This window comes from Photobacterium sp. GB-36, assembly GCF_003026135.1.
Taxonomy (GTDB): Bacteria; Pseudomonadota; Gammaproteobacteria; order Enterobacterales; family Vibrionaceae; genus Photobacterium.
On the sequence record NZ_PYNY01000013.1, the window covers coordinates 42,946 to 62,563 of the forward strand.

The window sequence follows — 19,618 nt, forward strand, 5'->3', positions numbered from 1 at the left end:
CAACATTGCTTTCATCATTTATTACAACATAGGACGTTAACTATCATGAAAACATTATTACCGACATCAACAGCAGGAAGCTTACCGAAACCCGATTGGTTGGCAGAGCCTGAAAAACTTTGGTCAGAGTGGAAATTGGAAGGGGATGCATTAGCGGCAGGAAAACAAGATGCGCTACGTTTATCACTGCAAAATCAACAACAAGCAGGAATTGATATTGTCAGTGACGGTGAACAAACTCGCCAACATTTTGTAACTACCTTTATAGAGCACCTCAACGGCGTTGACTTTGAAACCCGCAAAACCGTTAAAATCCGTGATCGTTATGATGCCAGTGTACCTACTGTTGTTGGTCCTGTTTCTCGTCAAAAATCGGTGTTTGTTGATGATGCTAAATACCTTCGTCAGCAAACTAAACAACCGATCAAATGGGCACTGCCAGGTCCTATGACTATGGTTGATACTCTATATGATGCGCACTACAAAAGTCGTGAAAAACTGGCATGGGAATTTGCTAAAATCCTTAATCAAGAAGCCAAAGAATTAGAAGCAGCAGGGGTTGATATTATTCAATTTGATGAGCCAGCCTTTAATGTGTTCTTTGATGAAGTTAATGAATGGGGTATTGCCTGTTTAGAAAGAGCCATTGAAGGGCTGAAGTGTGAAACTGCTGTTCATATTTGTTATGGCTATGGCATTAAAGCCAATACTGATTGGAAGAAAACACTCGGTTCAGAGTGGCGTCAATACGAAGAGGCGTTTCCTAAACTGCAGCAATCTAATATCGATATTATCTCGTTAGAATGCCATAACTCTCATGTACCCATGGATTTGCTAGAGCTTATTCGTGGAAAAAAAGTGATGGTAGGGGCGATTGATGTTGCCAGTGATAAAATTGAAACGGCGGAAGAAGTCGCGGATACATTGCGTAAAGCACTTAAATTTGTTGATGCTGATAAACTCTACCCATGCACAAATTGCGGCATGGCACCGCTAGCCCAGCATATCGCACAAGGCAAACTTGAAGCCTTAAATGCAGGGGCTGAAATCATTCGAAAAGCGCTTTCAGCTTAGAAGGTTTGGGTATCACCGTGTGTAAATGTACTTTATTGATAGCGTGATATAGTGCATTTACATAATCAAATTATCTCTTTTTCAGAAGCTCTAAATTCTTTAAATAAACAACACGCGTTTAGAATACTCTGACATACTTGCTTATCACTATTATCGTCTGGCACTATTCGCCAAAGAATACCGTAATCAGTCAACGGTATAGAGAATGTGAAGGTCGTCAGTGTTATTCAATAGCCAACAATTAAGTCAGCAATACGAAGAATTAGGTTACTTCGTTATTCGCAATTATTTCAGTGAAGATCAGATAACTTCACTCAGAAAAGTCGTTTTAACTTTTCATGAATTATGGAAAGCTGACAACAAAGAGTTCTATCAAGAAGAAGCATTTAACTCATCTTTGATCACTGGAAGCCAGTATTTATCTATCGCAGAGAGAACGGAACTATTTGACTTTATTAGTTCAAAAAAAATCATGGATGTGGTTGATACCGTAATACCTAAAAATCCTGCTTTCATGAATACTCAACTGTTCTTTAATCCGGTGAACCCGCAACAAAAAGACTTTTGGCACCGTGACTGTCAATATGATTATGATATTGAAGACCAAATGAGAGTCATATTAGAAACGCAAGTATTGCACCTTCGTGTCCCTTTATTTGATGAACCCGGTATGGAAATAATACCCGGCACGCACAAGCGATGGGATAATGAAGAAGAATACAATGTTCGCCAAGAAGTGAATGGCAAAGTCAGCCATGATAGCCTTTCTGGTGGGAAGAAGATTGCATTATCGGCAGGTGATTTATTGGTATTTTCAGCAGATATGATTCATCGTGGTTTATACGGATTAGATCGCTTAGCATTGGATATTTTAATTTTTGATTCGGCATCTGATTATGTTGATTACGTTGATGATGATTGTTTACCTACTCAATTAATATTGCAAAAGATTGCTGACCCACGATTGTTTATTAATACGCTACAGCTTAAGTCAATGGCGTGTGCTTCATAACAAATATTAAAATTGATGCTTGAAAGGGAGTTCAACATCAAGTTCACATCAAAGTTTATATAATAACTTCCTTTTTCTCGAATTAACAATTCTAACTGTGTAGTGAATAGTTATCATTAATAGCAATACTTAAATGTTATTAATTTCGTCATGTTTAAATTCTAATTCATATTATCTATCCCAATGCGTATTTCTTATATTTGAGAAAGTAAAAAATTAATAAAATTTATTGTGACTTTTTTAGTTGTTGCTGAGTTTGTGTAAATACAGCCGGGCATTGCCATGGACTGAATATAAATAAAAACAAAGTAACAATTAAAGGAGTAGTATCATGAAATCAACAATTACTGCGGTGTCTGCTGCGGTTGGTATGCTGTTATCTTCAGTCACCTTGGCTGAACAAATTAGCATGTTTGATTATGATGAAGCGACATCAGCGTATGAGGATGCATATTTAGATGCGCAATTTGATTTACGAGATGGAAATCAAGATCAAGCCAGTTATAACGCTGTTGTAAGTGCAAATTATGATCGTGTATTTTCCTCGGCAAATCGTAATACGCGAATTGAGTTCGTCGGTGATACAAACATCAGTCAAGGCCCGAATAGTAATGATGAACGTAAAGAAAATTACCAAGCTTTATCTGCGCTAACCAATGATATGTACTTTAGCCCTAAGAAAAGTGATTTCTTTTGGTATGGGAAAGCAGAAGTTGGTGCCCAGACTGATATGAAAGATCCCTTTACTAAGTTAACGGCAGGTTTAGGTTATGGGCGAGTGGTAAATGCAACTCCAATGGCAAAAGCGATCCGTGTCGTTCAATCTCTTCAAGAACATGGTTTATTAAGAGGAAATGTTAGCCGAGAAACCTATCAAAATGTGGCACAAGTTATAGCAAGAGAAGCAGCTTATCGCAGCCGTTATGGCTCTGCTGATTATGCCGAATATTGGGTTGAAGATATTGGTAAAGCATTAGGTGATAAACTGAGCGCACGCGGTGCAATAAACTCTTACGATGTATTGATGAATGAGCGCATTTCAACCCGTAAATATGGCTGGCTAGTCAGAGCTGGTGCTGGTGCGGTATTGACTAACTATGATGGTTCAGATAGCAAACCAGCGCTTGAAGTGGGAGCGGAATACCATTATCCAATTAATAACCAAACCCAATTTTCAAACGAAGCAATTTTAACCGCCATTTTGGATGATGGTAATAATGGCTTTAACGCAACCAATACAATGTTTTTAACGTATGAGCTGCGTGACAATATTGATTGGGAGAACGCATGGTTACTCACTTATGCTTCAAGTGATAAATCAGAAGATTTGATGACCAATAGTTTACGTTCAACATTCCGTTACTATGTTTCTAATTTTATTAGTTTATCTGTAACTGGCGGCTTGTCTAAAACTGAAGATAATATTGACTATGATGGAACAACAAACACTAATCGAAATGATGATATCGATACAACGTTCCACTTTGGCTTAACGTACCGTCTTAAGTAATAAATTAAGTTCTAAACGCTAAAACACAGACTTTCTTTTTTATAAGACAAGTCTGTGTTTTTTTTTGCATATAGTAAATATGTATTGCGATTAACATGATTTTTTTGTCATTGAAATAATATAAAATTACTATACGGATATGCTAATGAATATATTAAATAATGGTTTGTCAAATGAAAGCGATTTACTTTATGTTTTTCAAAATAATAGATTAAAAAGGAATGAAATATTTTCATTGTTAATGAAATATTATTGGCAATCTTTATATTCAAGATGTAGATATAGATTAAATGATAGTGGCAGTATTGATGATGTTGTTCAGGATGTTTTATTAAGGATTTACCAAGCACTACCAAAATATTGTCATCAAGGTGTTTTTAGAACATGGATTTATACAATTGCAGATAATGTTTGTTATTCTCACTTAGCAAAAAAGATGAGATATAATAAAAAAAACATTTCGATAAATAATATTGAGCCAGTAAGTCATTATAGTCAGGTCAATATAGATGATAAAATTGATATGGATATATTGCTCGATGAATTATCTTACAGTGAAAAAGAAATTATTGATTTACGATTTTATCAGGATCTAACATTATTAGAAATTAGTGATATTTTATGTATAACAATTAGTGCTTGTAAAATGCGCCTATATCGTGCGCTAAAGTTACTTCATGGCATTCTGTTTAGAAAAAATATCAGAACAATATCTATTTAGTTTTATTAAAACGCCTAATGGATTTAGCAGCAGTAAGATGTTGAGTTCGTAAACCGTAAAGACGTTGCAGTAAAAGCCAGTTGAACCTTTGTTTGATTGGCTTTTTTGTTTTTATTCAACTGGTTATATGTTTTGATTGGCGTTTTATTACTCCCTTCATAATGTCCTCCACTGACTAACGTAAACAATGTAAATTGAATGCCAATAAGAACGATTATCAATTAAATTACTGCCATTCTAGGTAGGTAGCTAGTTTTTTACTATGGTGTTAAAGCAAAAAAATGTCCAATTGTGGGCACGTCGTCTTCATATTTACATTTCAATGGCGTTGTTATTGATTGTTTTATTTTTTGCCATTACTGGCATTACTTTAAATCGTCCTGAGTTGTTTGTATCTGATACACCCAGTGTGACAGAGCAAAAAATTACCATACCTACTTCATCGCTTTCGTCTGAACAAGGTCCGTTTGTACCTAACAAATCGGCTTTGATCAGTTATCTCTCTAAACATACCGATGTGCGTGGTACGGCTTCTGGTATTGAGATCTTTACCGATCTAGAGGGTGACGAATTAGTCGAAGGCGAGATCTCATTAGATTACAAAGGCCCTGGTTATAACGCTGTGGTCTTTATTGATATGACAACCGCACAAGCGAATATTGAAATCACCAATTATGGTGTTATTGCGCTACTTAACGACCTTCATAAAGGTCGTAATAGTGGCGAGGTTTGGAAGTGGTTTATTGATATTACTGCGGCTTTGATGATCTGTTTTGTGTTAACGGGTGTGTGTTTGCTACTACCGAAAAAGAAAACACTTAATACATCAATGAAGTGGATGAGTTTCGGCTCAGTTGTTACCGCCATTATCTACATTGTATTTGTTCCATAATATTTAGCAGGTTAACGATGACCATTAAAAATAAATTAAAAAAGACCGTACTGGCAACGTTACTGCTGGCACCTTTATCAACGGCATGGGCGGCACCTTTGCCAGAAACCGCTCAGTTAGATGTTGAATTAAGTTTACCTAAAATTGAAACCTCAATGTATGCCCGTCCTTATGTCGCAGTGTGGATTGAAAACAGTGAACGTAAACCCGTAAGAACGATGCAGCTTTGGGTCGGTAAAGACGAATGGTTGAAAGATTTACGTAGCTGGTGGCGCAAAGTGGGGCGTTATGACCGAGAACTTGTTGATGCTGTTACATCTGCCACACGTCCGGTGGGTGAATACCGTTTTTCATGGGATGGCTTAGACGATAAAGGCAACCGTGTAGAGCAAGGGGATTATACCTTTTACGTTGAAGTGGTACGTGAACATGGCGGACGTAACTATTTACGCCAGAAATTAACGCTCGGTGAAAGTGCTGTTAGCCATGTTTTAGCACCAACACAAGAAACTGGCACTATTAAGATTAACTACAAACTCTAAGTGAATTGTCATCATGAATAATAAATTAAAAGCACTATCTTTAGCATGTCTAGTGACAGCGGGTTTAGGTGTGGCATCTGTCGCTCAAGCACACCCACGTTGGGTATTACCTTCACATTTCACTGTTTCCAAAGAGGGTGGTGATTGGCTGTCATTTGATGTGACAGCGTCACACGGAACATTTGTTTTTGATAAGCCAGCAAGCATTGAAACGACACAAGTTGTTATGCCTGATGGGCGTATTGCTTACCCAAATTTCACCATTCGTGGTAAACGTCGTGCGATTTTTGATTTCTTCTTTGAAGAAGAAGGTACTCATAAAGTACAAATTAATCAGACACCTAGATACTACACTTTCTACAAAGCGGGACGTCGTGATACTGAAAAACGTATGGAAGCGAATAAAGCGGATCGTATGACAATACTCCCGGAAAAGTCGCGTGACGTTGTCACTCAGGTGAGTTATACCCGTGCAGAAAGTTATGTGACTGTTGGGAAACCATCAACTAAAGCGATGGAACTGACAGGTAAATATCTTGAAATGGTACCTGTTACACACCCATCGGACATTGTTGAAGGCGAGCCAGTAACCTTCCAATTTTTCTTTAATGGCAAACCGCAAGCAGGAGTAACGGCGGACATTACACGTGAAGGAACGCTGTACCGTAACCACCAAGAGCAAATTGATGTGGTAAGTGATAAAGACGGCAAGATCACCTTCACTCCAGAAGTGGCGGGGCGTTACCTAATGAAGTCAAATTATAAAGGTATGGTTGAAAACGATCCTATGTACGACCGTGCAAACGTCAATGTTCACTTAACTTTTGAAACCTTACTTCAGTAATACAACTTCTGGTTAAGGCGTGAATCCATCACGCCTTGATCTCTGCATTCTTTAAGCCTGTCTTTGGGCTTGTTTGAGGTTTTTATGACAATGAAATCATCCATTATTGCGGCATCTTTACTTTGTTTAGGGACTTTTTCAACGGCAGCATTTGCTCATTTTCCACTAATGAGTTGTTGGTTTGAAGCCGATAAAGTGTTGTGTGAAGCCGGTTATAGTGATGGCAGTACCGCAGTGGAATACAACGTTGATATGTTTGATTACGACGATAACTTAATCGCGAAAGGCATGACAGATAAGCGCTCAATCGCTGAGTTCACCAAGCCTGATACTGACTTTTATTTGGTTTTTGATGCTGGACATGAGAATCCTGTTGAAGTCGATGTTGTTGAGATAAAAGAAAAATGATCCGTCAAACTGTTCGCTCTGATAATGGAGATCGAGAAGGCAAGTGGGTCGCCTTATGTATTGGATTAATCTTGTTGGTGTCTTTTGTTTTACTTCCTTATCACCAAACCAAGCAACCCAAATCGGCACTGCTTTCGCATCAAATTTCAATTACTGATTTAGCCGCTGAAGAAATCGCTATGATTGCGGAATTACGGCTTGCTCATGAAGAAATCCGTAACTTATATCAAGATAGCCAGTTAAGTGCTGCTGTTGGTCAATGGCCACAAATCTCTGAGCTTCAAGAGTTTTGGATTGCTCCTTTTGTGACAGATAAAAGTTGGGAGCGAAAAGGTCGTCATCAGTGGGCACTGATAACTGATGCTATCTATCAAGGTGTGAGGTCGGATGATAAAGGCGCGATGTCGATAGTGCTTAATAGTCATTCAGCGTCTCCCGATATTTGGCTCGCGATGAACGATAATGTGAGCTTACTTGATGCCAATACATTACGCGATTTTGATGGCAAACATTTAATCAATAATGGTTGGACGCAAATTGTGTTTAACGATTCTCCTAATAACAACGGATCACACAATCACTAATAACGGCGCTTTGGTTTTCTTGCCGTTAATCTTTACTGTACCGAGATTTAGATAACAATGAATAAATTAATTAAATCTAGCCTTACTGCCATAGCATTGCTTGTGAGTATGAATAGCTTTGCTGCTGATAAAAAGACCATTGGTATTACTTTGCAGCCTTATTACAGTTATGTAAAAGCGGTTGTTGGTGATAAAGCAGAAATTTTGCCATTGGTTGATGCAGGTTTTAATCCCCATAACTATTTACCTCAACCTAATGATCTTAAACGTCTAAAAGAGATGGATATCATTGTGGTTAATGGTATTGGTCACGATGATTTTGCGTTGAAAGTTATTCAAGCAGCAGATCGTGATGATTTGATTGTCATTGAAGCTAATAATGATGTGCCACTGTTGCCTGCGATGGGACAGTCGGTTGGTAATGGCGCTGTGAATCCCCATACGTTTGTTGGATTATCTACCACGATTCAGAAGGTTTATACCATTGCTAATGCATTAGCGAAAATTGATCCTGACAACGCCGCTGAATATCGAAAAAATGCCCGTGATTATGCCAAACAGTTTCGTTTAATGAAGCGTGATGCAATGTTAACGCTGGGGGATTTAGATACAGCGGGAATGAAAGTTGCGACAACGCACAATGCGTATGGTTACTTATTGCAAGAGTTTGGTGTTGATGTTGCTGCGGTGATTGAACCTGCGCATGGTGTAGAACCAAGTGCAAGCCAACTACAAGAAACCATTGAGAAAATTAAACAATCAGGCATTGACGTTTTGTTTTATGAATTAAACATGCCTAATCGTTATGTCGATACCATTGAAAAGGCAACAGGTGTCCAGTTATACCGTTTTTCTCACATGACACATGGAGACTATGACGGTAAGAAAGTTGAACTTGAGATGAAAGAAAACCTTGCCACATTAGTTGAAGCAATCAAGTTTGCTGCAAATAAGGATCAAGCATGATCATCGGCCCTAGCATTCAGTTAACTAACGTTAACCTTCAATACGGTCCTAATCAGATTTTATCTGAAATCACTCATCAATTTGACGGTGGACAATGCCATGTGGTCATGGGACCTAATGGTGGCGGTAAAACATCATTGCTACGTTCTATTTTAGGCTTAACACCGTTTCGTGGGCAAATTGATATTTTATGGGATGAATCAGTTAATAACGGTAAAGCTGGTACGATTGGTTATGTGCCACAAAAAGCAATGTTTGAACAAAGTCTACCGTTAACCGTGATGGATTTTATCTTATTAAATCAAACCCGTTCACCTTTGTTTTGGTGCCAACGTCAGAAAGATAAACAAATCGCATTAACGCAACTTGATCGTGTCGGTATGGCGAATCGTGCAGATCGTCGTATGGGGCAATTATCTGGCGGTGAACAGCAGCGTGTGTTGTTTGCTCAAGCACTATTAGATAATCCTGATTTACTGGTACTTGATGAGCCAACGACGGGTATGGATGAGCAGGGTGTGCGTTATTTAGAATCGCTTATCCATGAATTTGTTAACCAAGGTAAAACTGTATTAGCGGTTCATCATGATGTGACAGCGGTTCGACGTTTAGAAGCGCAAGTTCATGTGGTCAATCGTGTGTTAGTTGATAGCGGTGATCATAGTCAAGTATTGGTACCAGAGAAGATTGAACGTTTGTTTAATCATTATTCACAGCCAGCAGTCTCTGCGTCTAATCAATCAGAGGTGGCGTAATGGAACTATTAAGACATTGGGCACAACTCGGTGTTGATGCTGGTTGGTTAAGTGACAGTTTCTCTTATGCCTTTATGGTTAATGCAATCGTAGCGGCACTGTTGCTTGGGCCTCTTTTAGGTGGTTTAGGTACCTTAGTGATAGCTAAACGTTTAGCTTTTTTTTCTGAAGCTGTCGGTCACGCCGCTCTAACGGGTATTGCCTTAGGTGTATTGTTAGGCGAGCCGCCAGAAAATCCATTCATTGGTTTATTTAGCTTCTGCATGATTTTTGCTTTATTGCTGCATTTCGTGCGAAATCGAACCAATGTACCTTACGACACATTAGTCGGTGTTTTCCTCGCGTTAGCATTAGCGGTTGGTGCTGCATTGTTGATGTATGTAGCACGTAAGATCAATATTCACATGTTAGAAAACGTCTTGTTTGGTTCAATCCTAACGGTAACAGATCAAGATTTGATTGTTCTTGCGATCAGTTGTGCCTTAATTGTACTGCTCTTAATACCGACGTTTAATCGGATTTTATTAACCTGTATTAGTCCTGATATTGCGCGAGTTCGGGGCTACAAAACCAATTTTTACGATTACCTCTTTGTGATGATGATAACGCTGGTCACGATTGCATCTGTGAAAATTGTTGGAGCAGTGTTGGTTGGGGCGTTGCTATTGATCCCTGGCGCAACGGCGCGGTTATTAACCAAGAATATGGGCAGTTTTGTTTTATTGTCGGCTCTACTAGCCACAATAAGTTGTGTTATTGGTACGGTATTGCCAATGGAATTAAAACTTCCAGTTCCATCAGGCGCTGCGATTATTATTGTTTCTGCTATCTTTTTCATGTCAGCAACGATGTACCGCATTATTCGTAAAAGTTAATCAGGAAACCACATGTTTTTGTTGAATAAATTTTCTATCTCCATGCGCAAAACGCAAACTGTGTTATTCGGTGCCTGTTTAAGTGCTGCCGTTTTATTGCCAACAAGTGTTGTTTACGCCAAAGACATTTTAACAGCAACGCCTGTGACTTATATGTTAGCGACAGAGCTGACTAAAGAGACAGGGATCACGACAGAGTATTTGCCTCCTAAACGCTACGGTGTAACGCGTTTACCTAACTGGTTTTCAACAAAGGGGGGGGATGTTGCTTCAAACGCAAGTAAAACTGCAAAAGCTGTGATTACGTTAGGCGCCATTTGGCCGAATGATCCGCTCTTTATTCATGCTCGTGAGGGCAATATTAATATTGTTGAAATTGATGCCTCTCAAGCAATTTCGCCACGCGCACAAGGTGTTGCTGCATTACGTTTACCTGATGGCACTACATCGTTATATGCATGGTTAAACCCAACTAACTTAACGCGTATGGCAGCAATTGTAAGCGATGACCTCCAGCGTTTATGGCCTGAAAAAGCCCAGCAAATTGAAAAAAATCAACAAGCTTTAATGATAGATGTTCGTAAGTTGATTAATCGTCAACAAGACACTCTTATGCAAGCCGATGTTAATGCTGTTGTCTTACTCTCTGCAGAGCTAGAAGATTTTGCATCAGGTAATCAGCTATTTGTTGTTGAGCGTATGACGAAGCCTGAATTGGAATGGACAGATGCCGATAAAGCGCAGTTAAGTCGAGTGTTAAAAGAAGATCCTTCACTAACTATTTTGACAACTAAAGCGTTAAGTCAAAATATGAAAGCATTCGTTTCTACTGGTACCAAAGTTATCGTGATTGATAGCCTTGATCGTTGGGGACGTGGCGGTATTGATACCAAACAGCCACTACAACGCTGGGAAGTAAAACTATAAACTAGGATATTATCGCTATTTATTCATTTATTTGTAAATAAAATGTAGTGATTAATTGCAATACTCAACTAGTCTAAGCGTCCACAGCTTATGACGTAGTCGCTACTTATTCAATCTGTATTATACAAGAATATAATTAGCACTGCTTTGCCCAGTTTAGTACTGGGCTTTTTTATTGGTTAGAACGTGAAAAGCAAAGATAGTACACCTAACCCAATAAGCAATGTGCCAGAAATGATGTCGTTATATTTACCAATCACTTTACCAATAACATAATTGCCTAAATTATTACCGGCATAGGTTAATCCAACACCAGTAATAAAGGTTAATGCTACAACTAACATGATATTTAGATGAGTAATACTACCGAGAATACCCACTCCAATATTATTAATTGAAAGTAAAAAACCTAATATAACCGCACCTTTGATGCTTAGGTCACGGGGTTTCTCTTGTTCTATTTGTTGTTTTTTAACAAAATTTGAACCAATAAACCAAGCGCCCATTAGAATAAAAATGATTGAACCTAATTCATTCGAAAATTTGTGAGGAACAAGGTGAGTGATCAGTTGACCAAACAGCATGGATAAATAGGTAATGAAAGTGGTAATAAATGAAATGATGATATTCGATGAAAGAGGAATATCTACACTTTTAACTCCATATGTTAAACCTATGACAAAATTATCGAGGTTAGAGGATAAGGTAAATAGTAATGCGAGTAGGAAAGACATGAACTATCACTTCAAAAAGCATTCTTTATAATCTTTTACTGTGAGAACTACGATCAGTATGTATGGGTAGTTATTTTCCATATATGGTTTTTTACGCTGAAATCTTTTCAGCGCAAAATATTATAGGAGACCAGCTAAACGTGCTTTAAGAAAAGCAGACAGGGTTTTGTTATCTTTAACTTCATTTTTTACAATTTTTTGCTCGAGTTCAGTGACCGAAAGGGTAACTACTTCGATAATCTCATCATCATCAAGCTGACCAATTGTTGGGGTGAGATCTGTTGCAACGAAAAGGTGTTGGATCTCATCGCAAAAGCTAGGTACTGGTAGTAATTCGCCTAATGATTGCCAGCTTTCTGCTTTTAAATTGGTTTCTTCAGCGAGCTCTCTTTTCGCACAAAGAAAAATATCTTCATCAGGCTCTATTGTTCCAGCTGGAAATTCCAAAATCCATTGTTTAATTGCAGGACGATATTGGTTTACTAAAATAAGATGTCCTTGGCTATTAATAGGAATAATGACCACAGCCCCAGGATGCTTAATTGATGTAAATGTTACTTGTTTATTATTCGGCAGTACGTGCGCTTGTTCTTCAACTGAAAAACATTTCCATTGGCACAGTATTTTAGAAGACATGCTTTAGCACCTTTATTCATTGGTTGCTATTTGATTATATCCCCAACGTTTCGCACGCATCAATGCACTCTCTGCTTTAATGTAGTCATATCTAAAATCTTGATGTTCAACGGTGGTTATACCAACACTGATCGTCATATTAATTTTATGACCAGATTCTAACTCTAAAGTCCATTTAGCGACCTCATTGCGTAATGCAATGGCTATAAACTCTGCTTTTTGGAGATCTGCATTAGGTATAAGAATACAAAATTCTTGGCAACTTAATCGTGCAATTTGAACATCGGCATTACAAGTCTCTTTCATGCATTTTGCCAGCATCATAATAGCTTTATCACCCACATCGAGTCCGTATCGATCGTTAATGTCGCGAAGATTATCGATATCAATGAGTAGCATCGATATATCACGACGATAGCGTTTACAACGAGATGACTCATTAAGATAAAGAGGGATGAAGCCTTCACGGCTTAGAAGCCCAGTTAAGTAGTCATGCGTTGTGGTACGTTTAACTTGCATAATGGCATCATAGCGATGGCGAGAAAGTAAAAATGCCATCACAAAAATTATTGAATAAGCACTGATGTTTTGTAATGCCGATGATATTTGTAAGTGTTTATTGGAAATTTCAGAAATACTCAGAACGATATAGATAAAACCAAATAGAGTGCTATACCATGCTGCTGTTTTTATCCTTAAAGCGAAAAAACACAACAGAGGAATGGTTAATCCAATTGTGTTACTGATGTGGCGTGCACCTTCAAAATAAAACCCACTAGCACAGACTAAGGTTGTCGCAATCAAGAATATCCAGAATAAGACTTTCGCTGAAAAAATAGAGCGGTTGAGGAGAGCAAGGCTATAACAAAGGAACATGCCAACGATACCGACAAGCGTGAAATAAAACTCAGCATCAGAAACAAAATAAGTAAATGCGATGACAGCACAAATAGCGCCAGAAAAAGGGAAAAGTAATGCGAGCTGTTTTTTAAGTGTTTTTTCGCTAAGTTCGATATAAGCAAAATTGGTGGGGTGGAGTTGATTGCTTTTGATTAATGTCGTCATAAGTTGGAAACGCCTTCGCACAGAATGAAAGAATACAGCATGTTGTGCACTGTGCGAGAATAGCAGCGTTTTACTCTATGTCTAATTTTTTTTGAAATTTAATGTAACGAGTTTTATCAAGAACAATAAAGAATAGAAACGATGATTTATTTTGTCTAACGTGTTAATAACGTAAGAAGCCAGTGATAATGAGGGAAGAATGTATCTTCCCTCTTATTTACTACTGCTCACTGATTTATTGTTGTAAAAAGTTATTAATCAGTTCAGATGTGAGGTGGGGTTGCTCATTAGTCACACCGTGTGCAGTATTTGGGATAACCACGATGGGTGCTTGAGTATATTTGCTGAGTTTGATGCCATTAGATAATGGAAATATCTTATCTTTTTCACCCCAAATGAGCATGAGTTTCGGCAAATGAGTAGGATCGAATTGCTGAATTCGATCACGATCTAATGGCAGTGTTTGGATCAAACTGGTACGTTCTGGCTTCCATTGTGAAAAATAGCCTTGATAGATTTGCTCTGCAACAAAATCCGGCATTGGCTTTTTTTTCACAAAAACATTGTCGTATAAACGGCGAATACCGTCAGCACCATTCGGCACAAATAACGCTTCTGGTGTATTCACATTGGCACGTTTAACCAAATCAGCTAAGTCATTATCGCTAAAAAGCGGGCCTGGGCTAGCAATGATAATGGCTTTATTGATCCTCTCTGGTGTCGTCATCATATCGTAAGTAATAAAACCGCCGTAAGAGATACCAGCAACATTGATTTTTTGTAGTTTTAAGTGATCAACAAGTTGCCATATTGCTTGAGTTTGGGTCGCTAAACGTGCTTCTGCTTTACTTTTTGATTCACCAAACCACAATAAATCAGGCGCGATAACACGATAATGTTTGCTTAACTCAAGCATTTCAGCTTTCCATGTTGCCGCAGCTGTTCCGCCAAAACCGTGCAATAATAATAAAGGTTCACCTTGTCCACCTTCCCAGTAAGTCAGCGTTCCGCCTTCTTTTAATGCAAGGGAATGTTTAGTAAAACCATCATCATGTAGTACGGTTTGATCATGATCGGTTTTCCATTGAACCACTTCACAGCCATTGAGAAGAGGTAGCAAGCTGCATACCATCATAGTTATAGGAAATAAACGTTTCATAGTGACTCGATAGTTAAAAAAGCACTGCATAATAATACGGTGTTTTATAACAGCGGTGCAAGTCATTAAAACTGAAGATATTGTTTGTAATTGTAAACATAGATAATAAAGATTAAGTGCGTTCGATGGTAATATTAAGCATAACTGACTTGAAACTATGGTGATGAATCACGATAATTATTGTCAACTGATTGATTATCCATTTAATATGACGGCTTAATATAGCTTTGTATGAATGTGATAGCCTCTATTTTAAGGATTAGGAGACACTATGCGTGTTTTAGTTACTGGTGGCATGGGATATATCGGCAGTCATACTTGTGTACAAATGATTGAAGCAGGTATGACACCAATTATTGTCGATAATTTGTATAACAGTAAAGAAACAGTATTGGGTCGTATTGAAAACCTAACTGGCGTTAAACCTACTTTTTATCAAGGGGATATTCGCGATCGTGCTTTTTTAGATAAAGTTTTCGCTGAAAATGAAATTGATGCTGTTATCCATTTTGCGGGTTTAAAAGCAGTGGGTGAGTCAGTAGAGAAGCCTCTTGAATACTACGATAATAATGTTCATGGCACATTAGTGCTTGTTGAAGCTATGCGTGCGGCTGGTGTGAATGCATTGATCTTTAGTTCATCAGCAACGGTTTATGGCGATCCCGCTTCTGTACCAATTACAGAAGACTTTCCAACCAGTGCGACCAACCCTTATGGCCGTAGTAAGTTAATGGTTGAAGAGTGTTTGGCCGATATTCAACACGCTCATCCAGAAATGAGCATTACGTTACTGCGTTACTTTAATCCTGTTGGTTCGCACAAATCAGGCACTATGGGTGAAGATCCACAAGGTATCCCGAATAACTTGATGCCATTTATTTCTCAAGTTGCAGTTGGCCGCCGTGAATTCCTATCTGTGTTTGGCAATGACTATCCAACGATTGATGGCACTGGCGTTCGTGATTACATTCATGTCGTTGATCTTGCTGATGGTCACTTAGCAGCACTGAACCATAAAGGCTCTGAAGCAGGTTTACACATTTATAACTTAGGTACAGGTAAAGGTAACAGCGTACTGCAAATGGTTGATGCATTCTCTAATGCTTCAGGTGTGGAAGTGGCTTACCGCATTGCAGCGCGTCGTCCTGGTGATATTGCTGAATGTTGGGCCGATCCTGCAAAAGCAAAAGCAGAGTTACATTGGGAAGCGAAATTAACCTTAGATGATATGACACAAGATACTTGGCGCTGGCAGTCGACTAACCCAAATGGTTATCCAGACTCTGAATAATTAGCGTTAGCACTGAATTACGAATAATCAAAAGGCGCTCACTTTATATTGAAGTGAGCGCCTTTTTGATATGAGCATTTAACAGCAGATGTTTTAACCTTCGGTTTGCTTATAGGTTTTAAAAATAAAGAATAAGATCAAACTAAACACGGCACCTAAGGTGTCAGCTAACATATCTTTCTGAGCATCCCAAATATCTCCTTGAGAGCCTAAGAATTCAATGCCTGCTTCACCACCAGCACTTGCAGCGTACCACCATTCAATGATCTCATAACCAGCAGCAATCGCCATGACAGCAAATAAACCAAATAAACCGGCAATAAGCGGCTTACAATGGTCTTTTCTCACTAAATATTCAGCGATAGGGAAAGCATAAAAGCCAATTGAAAAGTGGGCAAGACGATCAAAATTATTACGTCGGGAACCAATTAAATCATTAAACCAATCAAATGGGACATTCGCAAAGGTATAGTGAGCGCCGATATTGTGTAGTACTAACCATACTGCCATTAAAGCGTAAGCAAGGTTACTAAAACGATAGTAACGGAAAGTGAAAATGAGTATTCCAAAAATAATAATCAGCGGAATGGCTTCTGCTATCCATACTTCTCTAAAAGCAGGGTTTATTCCTAAAATGATGAAAAAGAGGGTATAGGAAACGGCTAACCATAATGGGAATTTATTTTCTGACATCATACATCCTTATTGAATAAATCTTCGCTAGATTAGACTAAATGCTCATTGCTTTCCAATTCGCTTTTATCTGCCGCTTTATGAGAAAATGAAAAAGGTAAATATGCTTTCTTAATCAGAACTTGTGTTATAATCAACGGCTAATGTTTTTCACGTTATTGTGATATTCATCATAGTTAACTGTAAACTCTATCCAAAGAGTTGTTTTTACCGGAGCGTCATTTTGCATTTTAAAGATCTTGGATTAGACCCACGCCTACTGAAAAAAATCAATCATTTGGCGTTTGATCGAGCAACCGAAATTCAGCAAACAGCTATTCCTGTTGCTATCGCAGGCAAAGATATCTTAGCCTCATCGAAAACGGGTTCCGGTAAAACATTGGCGTTTTTGCTTCCTGCAATGCAACGTATGTATCGTAGTAAGCCGTTTACACGCCGTGATCCTCGAGTATTGATCCTGACACCAACGCGTGAATTGGCTAAACAGGTTTTTGCGCAATTACGTACATTAAATGCAGGTACACCTTATGACGGTACCTTGATTGTTGGTGGTGAAAACTTTAATGATCAAGTTAAAGCACTTCGTAATGACCCTATGTTTGTTGTTGCAACACCGGGTCGTTTAGCTGATCACCTAGAGCACCGTAGTACGCACCTTGACGGTTTAGAAATGCTAATCCTTGATGAAGCAGACCGTATGCTTGATTTAGGTTTTGAAGCACAACTTCGTCGTATTAACGAAGCGGCTAACCACCGTCGTCGTCAAACCTTAATGTTCTCTGCAACGTTAGACCATTCAGATGTCGTAGAAATTGCATCTGAAATGCTTGATAACCCGAAGCGTATTTCGATTGGCCACTCAGCAGAAGAGCATAAAGATATTACACAACGCTTTATTCTTTGTGATCACTTAGATCATAAACAAGCGTTACTGGATAAAATCTTAGAAACCCAAGATTACAAACAAGTTATCATCTTTACTGCAACCCGTGCTGATACTGATCGTTTAACCGCTGAACTAAACGAGCGCAAGCTAAAAGCCGTTGCATTAAGTGGCAGCTTAAACCAGAACCAACGTAATAGCATCATGAGCCAATTTGAGCGCACATGTCATAAGATCCTTGTTACAACGGATATTGCTTCTCGTGGTTTAGATATTGATAACGTATCACTGGTCATTAACTTCGATATGCCTAAACACGCGGAAGAATATGTCCACCGTGTAGGTCGTACAGGTCGTGCGGGTAACAAAGGTGATGCTGTATCACTGGTTGGCCCTAAAGACTGGAAGAGCTTTAAAAACGTTGAAGCATTCTTAAAGCAGAAGATTGAATTTACCACTATCGAAGGGTTAGAAGGTAAGTTTAAAGGGTTGAAACCTGCGCCTAAGAAGAAGTTTATTAAGAAGAAACCAACAGGCGATAAAGTGGTTGCTCAGAAGCAGCAAGCTCCACGTGCTAAGAAGAAAGTGGATAAACGTTTTTACGAAAACCAAGCGGTGGGTAACGACGTATTTATGCCGAAGAAAAAGCGCAATACAGACGTGAGTAAAGATGGCGAATAAGCTCTCTATTTAATCACTGCAAAAAAGCCAGAGTATGACTCTGGTTTTTTATTTCTGTTAAAAAATATAGACGATAAAAAACCAGCCTAAGTGCTGGTTTTTTATTGCGTAATCAAAGGTTGATTAACGTAGTTGGTATACCTGACCTTCTTTGTCAGCTTTCACCTTGGCAAAGCTTAATGGGAATGGTCCTTGTGCTTGAACAGATGCAGGTAGACTGTGAATAGCTTGGCGAGCTTCATCTTTTGTTGCAAAGTTACCATAAATGACAGCGTACCAGTTACGGCCGTCGACATGTTTCCAGTTAACCCAGATTGGCTCATTACCTGTAATTGGCTGTAGGTAACCACGTAAATTACGCTCTTCACTTAGTGCTAAGATTTGTACTGTGTAACGAGAAGGAGAAATATCACCAAATGCTTGGTCGTTAGTCATTGATGTCTCATCTTCAAGGTGCGCATTATTGTTGTTGATATAATCGCTATCAATCACTGGCGGTGGCGTTACTGTTGTTTCAGGAACGACTGTATGAGTTGGTTTTTCACACTGAAAATTAGCACCATCAATTTTTGATGGCATAAGGTAACCTGAATCGCATGGGCTGTCAGAAGATGCACAACCAGATAAAGCTAATAGGCCTAAAAGAGTAACTGCCTTACGAGTCAGCAACGTCATATGTGTCTCCATAATCTTTGAGAGTAGATACTATATCGACGAAAGCCTAGAAATAGGCGTCAATATTCAGTATCGGAATTTATTTGATTCATTGTATCCAATAAAGGTATATTCTCCGCATTAAAATAGTATAAAAAACGCTGTTTGATGATTTTTCATTCGATTAAAATACTGATTTACTAGTTTTTAATATGTTTCATGAATAATGGATTTTTGCAGTAAGAGAAAAAACAATAAAAAAAGTGACCTTACAGTACCAATCGTATTAAACTGTATAAATGTACAGTAGTGTTTTTGGTCTGTTTAATGACAGCATATCCGTATTTTATTGAATCAGTGATGTGTGGTTTTCCATCTCCCGCTGATGGACATCAAGAGAGTTTAGATCTTGATGAGTATTTGATCCGCCATCCTAATGCGACTTTCTTTTTGCGTGCATCCGGTGAGTCCATGATTGGCGCTGGAATTTTTGATGGTGATTTGCTGGTGGTTGATCGGGCTGAAAAGGTGATCCCTGGGCGAATAGTTATTGCACGCATATATGATGAATTTACCTGTAAACGTTTAATTCGTTTAAATGATGCTTGGTGGTTAAAAGCAGAAAATCCAGCCATGAAATCATTTCCTCTACCTCAAGATGCTGAAATTTTTGGTGTCGTGACCCGTAATATTCACAATTTACTTTAATGCT

Annotated in this window: 22 protein-coding genes; 16 read left to right on the top strand and 6 right to left on the bottom strand. The window is 38.6% G+C overall.

Annotation, left to right across the window (positions count from 1 at the left end):
* Positions 1 to 45: 45 nt before the first annotated feature.
* From C9J46_RS12920 to C9J46_RS12980, 13 genes are all read left to right on the top strand, one after another.
* Positions 46 to 1,074, top strand: a complete 1,029-nt coding sequence (locus C9J46_RS12920) for a methionine synthase (protein ID WP_107291002.1) — start codon at positions 46 to 48, stop codon at positions 1,072 to 1,074.
* Positions 1,075 to 1,294: 220 nt separating this feature from the next.
* Positions 1,295 to 2,086 (top strand): phytanoyl-CoA dioxygenase family protein, encoded by a 792-nt coding sequence (locus C9J46_RS12925; RefSeq protein WP_107247451.1) that lies wholly within the window; start codon positions 1,295 to 1,297, stop codon positions 2,084 to 2,086.
* Between the two features lie 331 nt (positions 2,087 to 2,417).
* A complete protein-coding gene (locus C9J46_RS12930) occupies positions 2,418 to 3,596 on the top strand; it encodes a hypothetical protein (RefSeq protein WP_107247450.1) in 1,179 nt (392 codons plus the stop codon).
* Positions 3,597 to 3,741: 145 nt separating this feature from the next.
* On the top strand, positions 3,742 to 4,317 hold the full coding sequence (locus tag C9J46_RS12935; RefSeq protein WP_107247449.1) for an RNA polymerase sigma factor: 576 nt from the start codon (positions 3,742 to 3,744) through the stop codon (positions 4,315 to 4,317).
* Between the two features lie 262 nt (positions 4,318 to 4,579).
* Positions 4,580 to 5,209 carry a PepSY-associated TM helix domain-containing protein gene (locus C9J46_RS12940; protein ID WP_107291003.1) on the top strand — a complete coding sequence of 210 codons (630 nt, stop codon included), beginning with the start codon at positions 4,580 to 4,582 and terminating at the stop codon, positions 5,207 to 5,209.
* 17 nt (positions 5,210 to 5,226) lie between these two features.
* Positions 5,227 to 5,751 (top strand): DUF2271 domain-containing protein, encoded by a 525-nt coding sequence (locus C9J46_RS12945; protein ID WP_005365370.1) that lies wholly within the window; start codon positions 5,227 to 5,229, stop codon positions 5,749 to 5,751.
* Positions 5,752 to 5,764: 13 nt separating this feature from the next.
* Positions 5,765 to 6,595 (top strand): DUF4198 domain-containing protein, encoded by an 831-nt coding sequence (locus C9J46_RS12950; RefSeq protein WP_107291004.1) that lies wholly within the window; start codon positions 5,765 to 5,767, stop codon positions 6,593 to 6,595.
* 90 nt (positions 6,596 to 6,685) lie between these two features.
* Positions 6,686 to 7,003 carry a hypothetical protein gene (locus tag C9J46_RS12955; protein WP_199187125.1) on the top strand — a complete coding sequence of 106 codons (318 nt, stop codon included), beginning with the start codon at positions 6,686 to 6,688 and terminating at the stop codon, positions 7,001 to 7,003.
* Entirely contained in the window at positions 7,000 to 7,587 is a 588-nt protein-coding gene (locus tag C9J46_RS12960; protein ID WP_107247444.1) for a hypothetical protein, read from the top strand. The genes C9J46_RS12955 and C9J46_RS12960 overlap by 4 nt, the downstream gene beginning before the upstream one ends.
* 57 nt (positions 7,588 to 7,644) lie before the next feature.
* The gene (locus tag C9J46_RS12965; protein WP_107207881.1) at positions 7,645 to 8,553 is read left to right on the top strand and encodes a metal ABC transporter solute-binding protein, Zn/Mn family; all 909 of its coding nucleotides are present in this window, start codon (positions 7,645 to 7,647) and stop codon (positions 8,551 to 8,553) included.
* Positions 8,550 to 9,308, top strand: coding sequence for a metal ABC transporter ATP-binding protein (locus C9J46_RS12970; RefSeq protein WP_107291005.1), 759 nt, complete (start codon positions 8,550 to 8,552; stop codon positions 9,306 to 9,308). The genes C9J46_RS12965 and C9J46_RS12970 overlap by 4 nt, the downstream gene beginning before the upstream one ends.
* Positions 9,308 to 10,183 (top strand): metal ABC transporter permease, encoded by an 876-nt coding sequence (locus C9J46_RS12975; RefSeq protein ID WP_045082039.1) that lies wholly within the window; start codon positions 9,308 to 9,310, stop codon positions 10,181 to 10,183. Before C9J46_RS12970 ends, C9J46_RS12975 begins: the two co-directional genes overlap by 1 nt.
* Positions 10,184 to 10,195: 12 nt before the next feature.
* Positions 10,196 to 11,110 (top strand): metal ABC transporter solute-binding protein, Zn/Mn family, encoded by a 915-nt coding sequence (locus C9J46_RS12980; RefSeq protein WP_199190634.1) that lies wholly within the window; start codon positions 10,196 to 10,198, stop codon positions 11,108 to 11,110.
* Between the two features lie 179 nt (positions 11,111 to 11,289).
* On the opposite strand, the gene C9J46_RS12985 is transcribed toward C9J46_RS12980, so the two are convergent.
* The 4 genes from C9J46_RS12985 to C9J46_RS13000 all read right to left on the bottom strand — a co-directional run bounded on the left by C9J46_RS12985 (position 11,290) and on the right by C9J46_RS13000 (position 14,704).
* Positions 11,290 to 11,844, bottom strand: coding sequence for a manganese efflux pump (locus tag C9J46_RS12985; RefSeq protein WP_107291006.1), 555 nt, complete (start codon positions 11,842 to 11,844; stop codon positions 11,290 to 11,292).
* Positions 11,845 to 11,964: 120 nt separating this feature from the next.
* Entirely contained in the window at positions 11,965 to 12,480 is a 516-nt protein-coding gene (locus tag C9J46_RS12990; RefSeq protein ID WP_107261287.1) for an NUDIX hydrolase, read from the bottom strand.
* A 12-nt stretch (positions 12,481 to 12,492) separates the two neighbouring features.
* A complete protein-coding gene (locus C9J46_RS12995) occupies positions 12,493 to 13,545 on the bottom strand; it encodes a GGDEF domain-containing protein (protein ID WP_107207887.1) in 1,053 nt (350 codons plus the stop codon).
* A gap of 235 nt (positions 13,546 to 13,780) precedes the next feature.
* Positions 13,781 to 14,704 (bottom strand): alpha/beta fold hydrolase, encoded by a 924-nt coding sequence (locus C9J46_RS13000; protein ID WP_107207889.1) that lies wholly within the window; start codon positions 14,702 to 14,704, stop codon positions 13,781 to 13,783.
* 271 nt (positions 14,705 to 14,975) lie between these two features.
* Here C9J46_RS13000 and galE point away from each other — a divergent pair, with 271 nt between their 5' ends.
* Positions 14,976 to 15,995 (top strand): UDP-glucose 4-epimerase GalE, encoded by a 1,020-nt coding sequence (galE, locus tag C9J46_RS13005; protein WP_107287877.1) that lies wholly within the window; start codon positions 14,976 to 14,978, stop codon positions 15,993 to 15,995.
* 93 nt (positions 15,996 to 16,088) lie between these two features.
* Here the strand turns inward: galE and C9J46_RS13010 are convergent, their stop codons facing one another.
* Positions 16,089 to 16,688 carry a DUF2238 domain-containing protein gene (locus C9J46_RS13010; RefSeq protein ID WP_107207893.1) on the bottom strand — a complete coding sequence of 200 codons (600 nt, stop codon included), beginning with the start codon at positions 16,686 to 16,688 and terminating at the stop codon, positions 16,089 to 16,091.
* 223 nt (positions 16,689 to 16,911) lie between these two features.
* Between C9J46_RS13010 and C9J46_RS13015 the strand changes: the two genes are divergently transcribed.
* On the top strand, positions 16,912 to 18,252 hold the full coding sequence (locus tag C9J46_RS13015; protein ID WP_105062160.1) for a DEAD/DEAH box helicase: 1,341 nt from the start codon (positions 16,912 to 16,914) through the stop codon (positions 18,250 to 18,252).
* 123 nt (positions 18,253 to 18,375) lie between these two features.
* On the opposite strand, the gene C9J46_RS13020 is transcribed toward C9J46_RS13015, so the two are convergent.
* Positions 18,376 to 18,927, bottom strand: coding sequence for an SPOR domain-containing protein (locus C9J46_RS13020; RefSeq protein ID WP_107207894.1), 552 nt, complete (start codon positions 18,925 to 18,927; stop codon positions 18,376 to 18,378).
* Positions 18,928 to 19,233: 306 nt separating this feature from the next.
* Here C9J46_RS13020 and C9J46_RS13025 point away from each other — a divergent pair, with 306 nt between their 5' ends.
* Complete coding sequence (locus C9J46_RS13025) at positions 19,234 to 19,614, top strand: LexA family transcriptional regulator (protein WP_107207896.1); 381 nt, start codon at positions 19,234 to 19,236, stop codon at positions 19,612 to 19,614.
* Positions 19,615 to 19,618 lie beyond the last annotated feature (4 nt).

Bases quoted from the DNA above. Each gene is read 5' to 3' on its own strand.
- C9J46_RS13025 (WP_107207896.1), top strand. From the start codon at position 19,234: ATGACAGCATATCCGTATTTTATTGAATCAGTGATGTGTGGTTTTCCA.
- C9J46_RS12960 (WP_107247444.1), top strand. From the start codon at position 7,000: ATGATCCGTCAAACTGTTCGCTCTGATAATGGAGATCGAGAAGGCAAG.
- C9J46_RS12945 (WP_005365370.1), top strand. From the start codon at position 5,227: ATGACCATTAAAAATAAATTAAAAAAGACCGTACTGGCAACGTTACTG.
- C9J46_RS12965 (WP_107207881.1), top strand. From the start codon at position 7,645: ATGAATAAATTAATTAAATCTAGCCTTACTGCCATAGCATTGCTTGTG.
- C9J46_RS12975 (WP_045082039.1), top strand. From the start codon at position 9,308: ATGGAACTATTAAGACATTGGGCACAACTCGGTGTTGATGCTGGTTGG.
- C9J46_RS12985 (WP_107291006.1), bottom strand. From the start codon at position 11,844: ATGTCTTTCCTACTCGCATTACTATTTACCTTATCCTCTAACCTCGAT.
- C9J46_RS12980 (WP_199190634.1), top strand. From the start codon at position 10,196: ATGTTTTTGTTGAATAAATTTTCTATCTCCATGCGCAAAACGCAAACT.
- C9J46_RS13010 (WP_107207893.1), bottom strand. From the start codon at position 16,688: ATGTCAGAAAATAAATTCCCATTATGGTTAGCCGTTTCCTATACCCTC.
- C9J46_RS12995 (WP_107207887.1), bottom strand. From the start codon at position 13,545: ATGACGACATTAATCAAAAGCAATCAACTCCACCCCACCAATTTTGCT.
- galE (WP_107287877.1), top strand. From the start codon at position 14,976: ATGCGTGTTTTAGTTACTGGTGGCATGGGATATATCGGCAGTCATACT.
- C9J46_RS12955 (WP_199187125.1), top strand. From the start codon at position 6,686: ATGAAATCATCCATTATTGCGGCATCTTTACTTTGTTTAGGGACTTTT.
- C9J46_RS12970 (WP_107291005.1), top strand. From the start codon at position 8,550: ATGATCATCGGCCCTAGCATTCAGTTAACTAACGTTAACCTTCAATAC.
- C9J46_RS12930 (WP_107247450.1), top strand. From the start codon at position 2,418: ATGAAATCAACAATTACTGCGGTGTCTGCTGCGGTTGGTATGCTGTTA.
- C9J46_RS12990 (WP_107261287.1), bottom strand. From the start codon at position 12,480: ATGTCTTCTAAAATACTGTGCCAATGGAAATGTTTTTCAGTTGAAGAA.
- C9J46_RS13020 (WP_107207894.1), bottom strand. From the start codon at position 18,927: ATGACGTTGCTGACTCGTAAGGCAGTTACTCTTTTAGGCCTATTAGCT.
- C9J46_RS12950 (WP_107291004.1), top strand. From the start codon at position 5,765: ATGAATAATAAATTAAAAGCACTATCTTTAGCATGTCTAGTGACAGCG.
- C9J46_RS12920 (WP_107291002.1), top strand. From the start codon at position 46: ATGAAAACATTATTACCGACATCAACAGCAGGAAGCTTACCGAAACCC.
- C9J46_RS12935 (WP_107247449.1), top strand. From the start codon at position 3,742: ATGAATATATTAAATAATGGTTTGTCAAATGAAAGCGATTTACTTTAT.
- C9J46_RS12940 (WP_107291003.1), top strand. From the start codon at position 4,580: ATGGTGTTAAAGCAAAAAAATGTCCAATTGTGGGCACGTCGTCTTCAT.
- C9J46_RS13000 (WP_107207889.1), bottom strand. From the start codon at position 14,704: ATGAAACGTTTATTTCCTATAACTATGATGGTATGCAGCTTGCTACCT.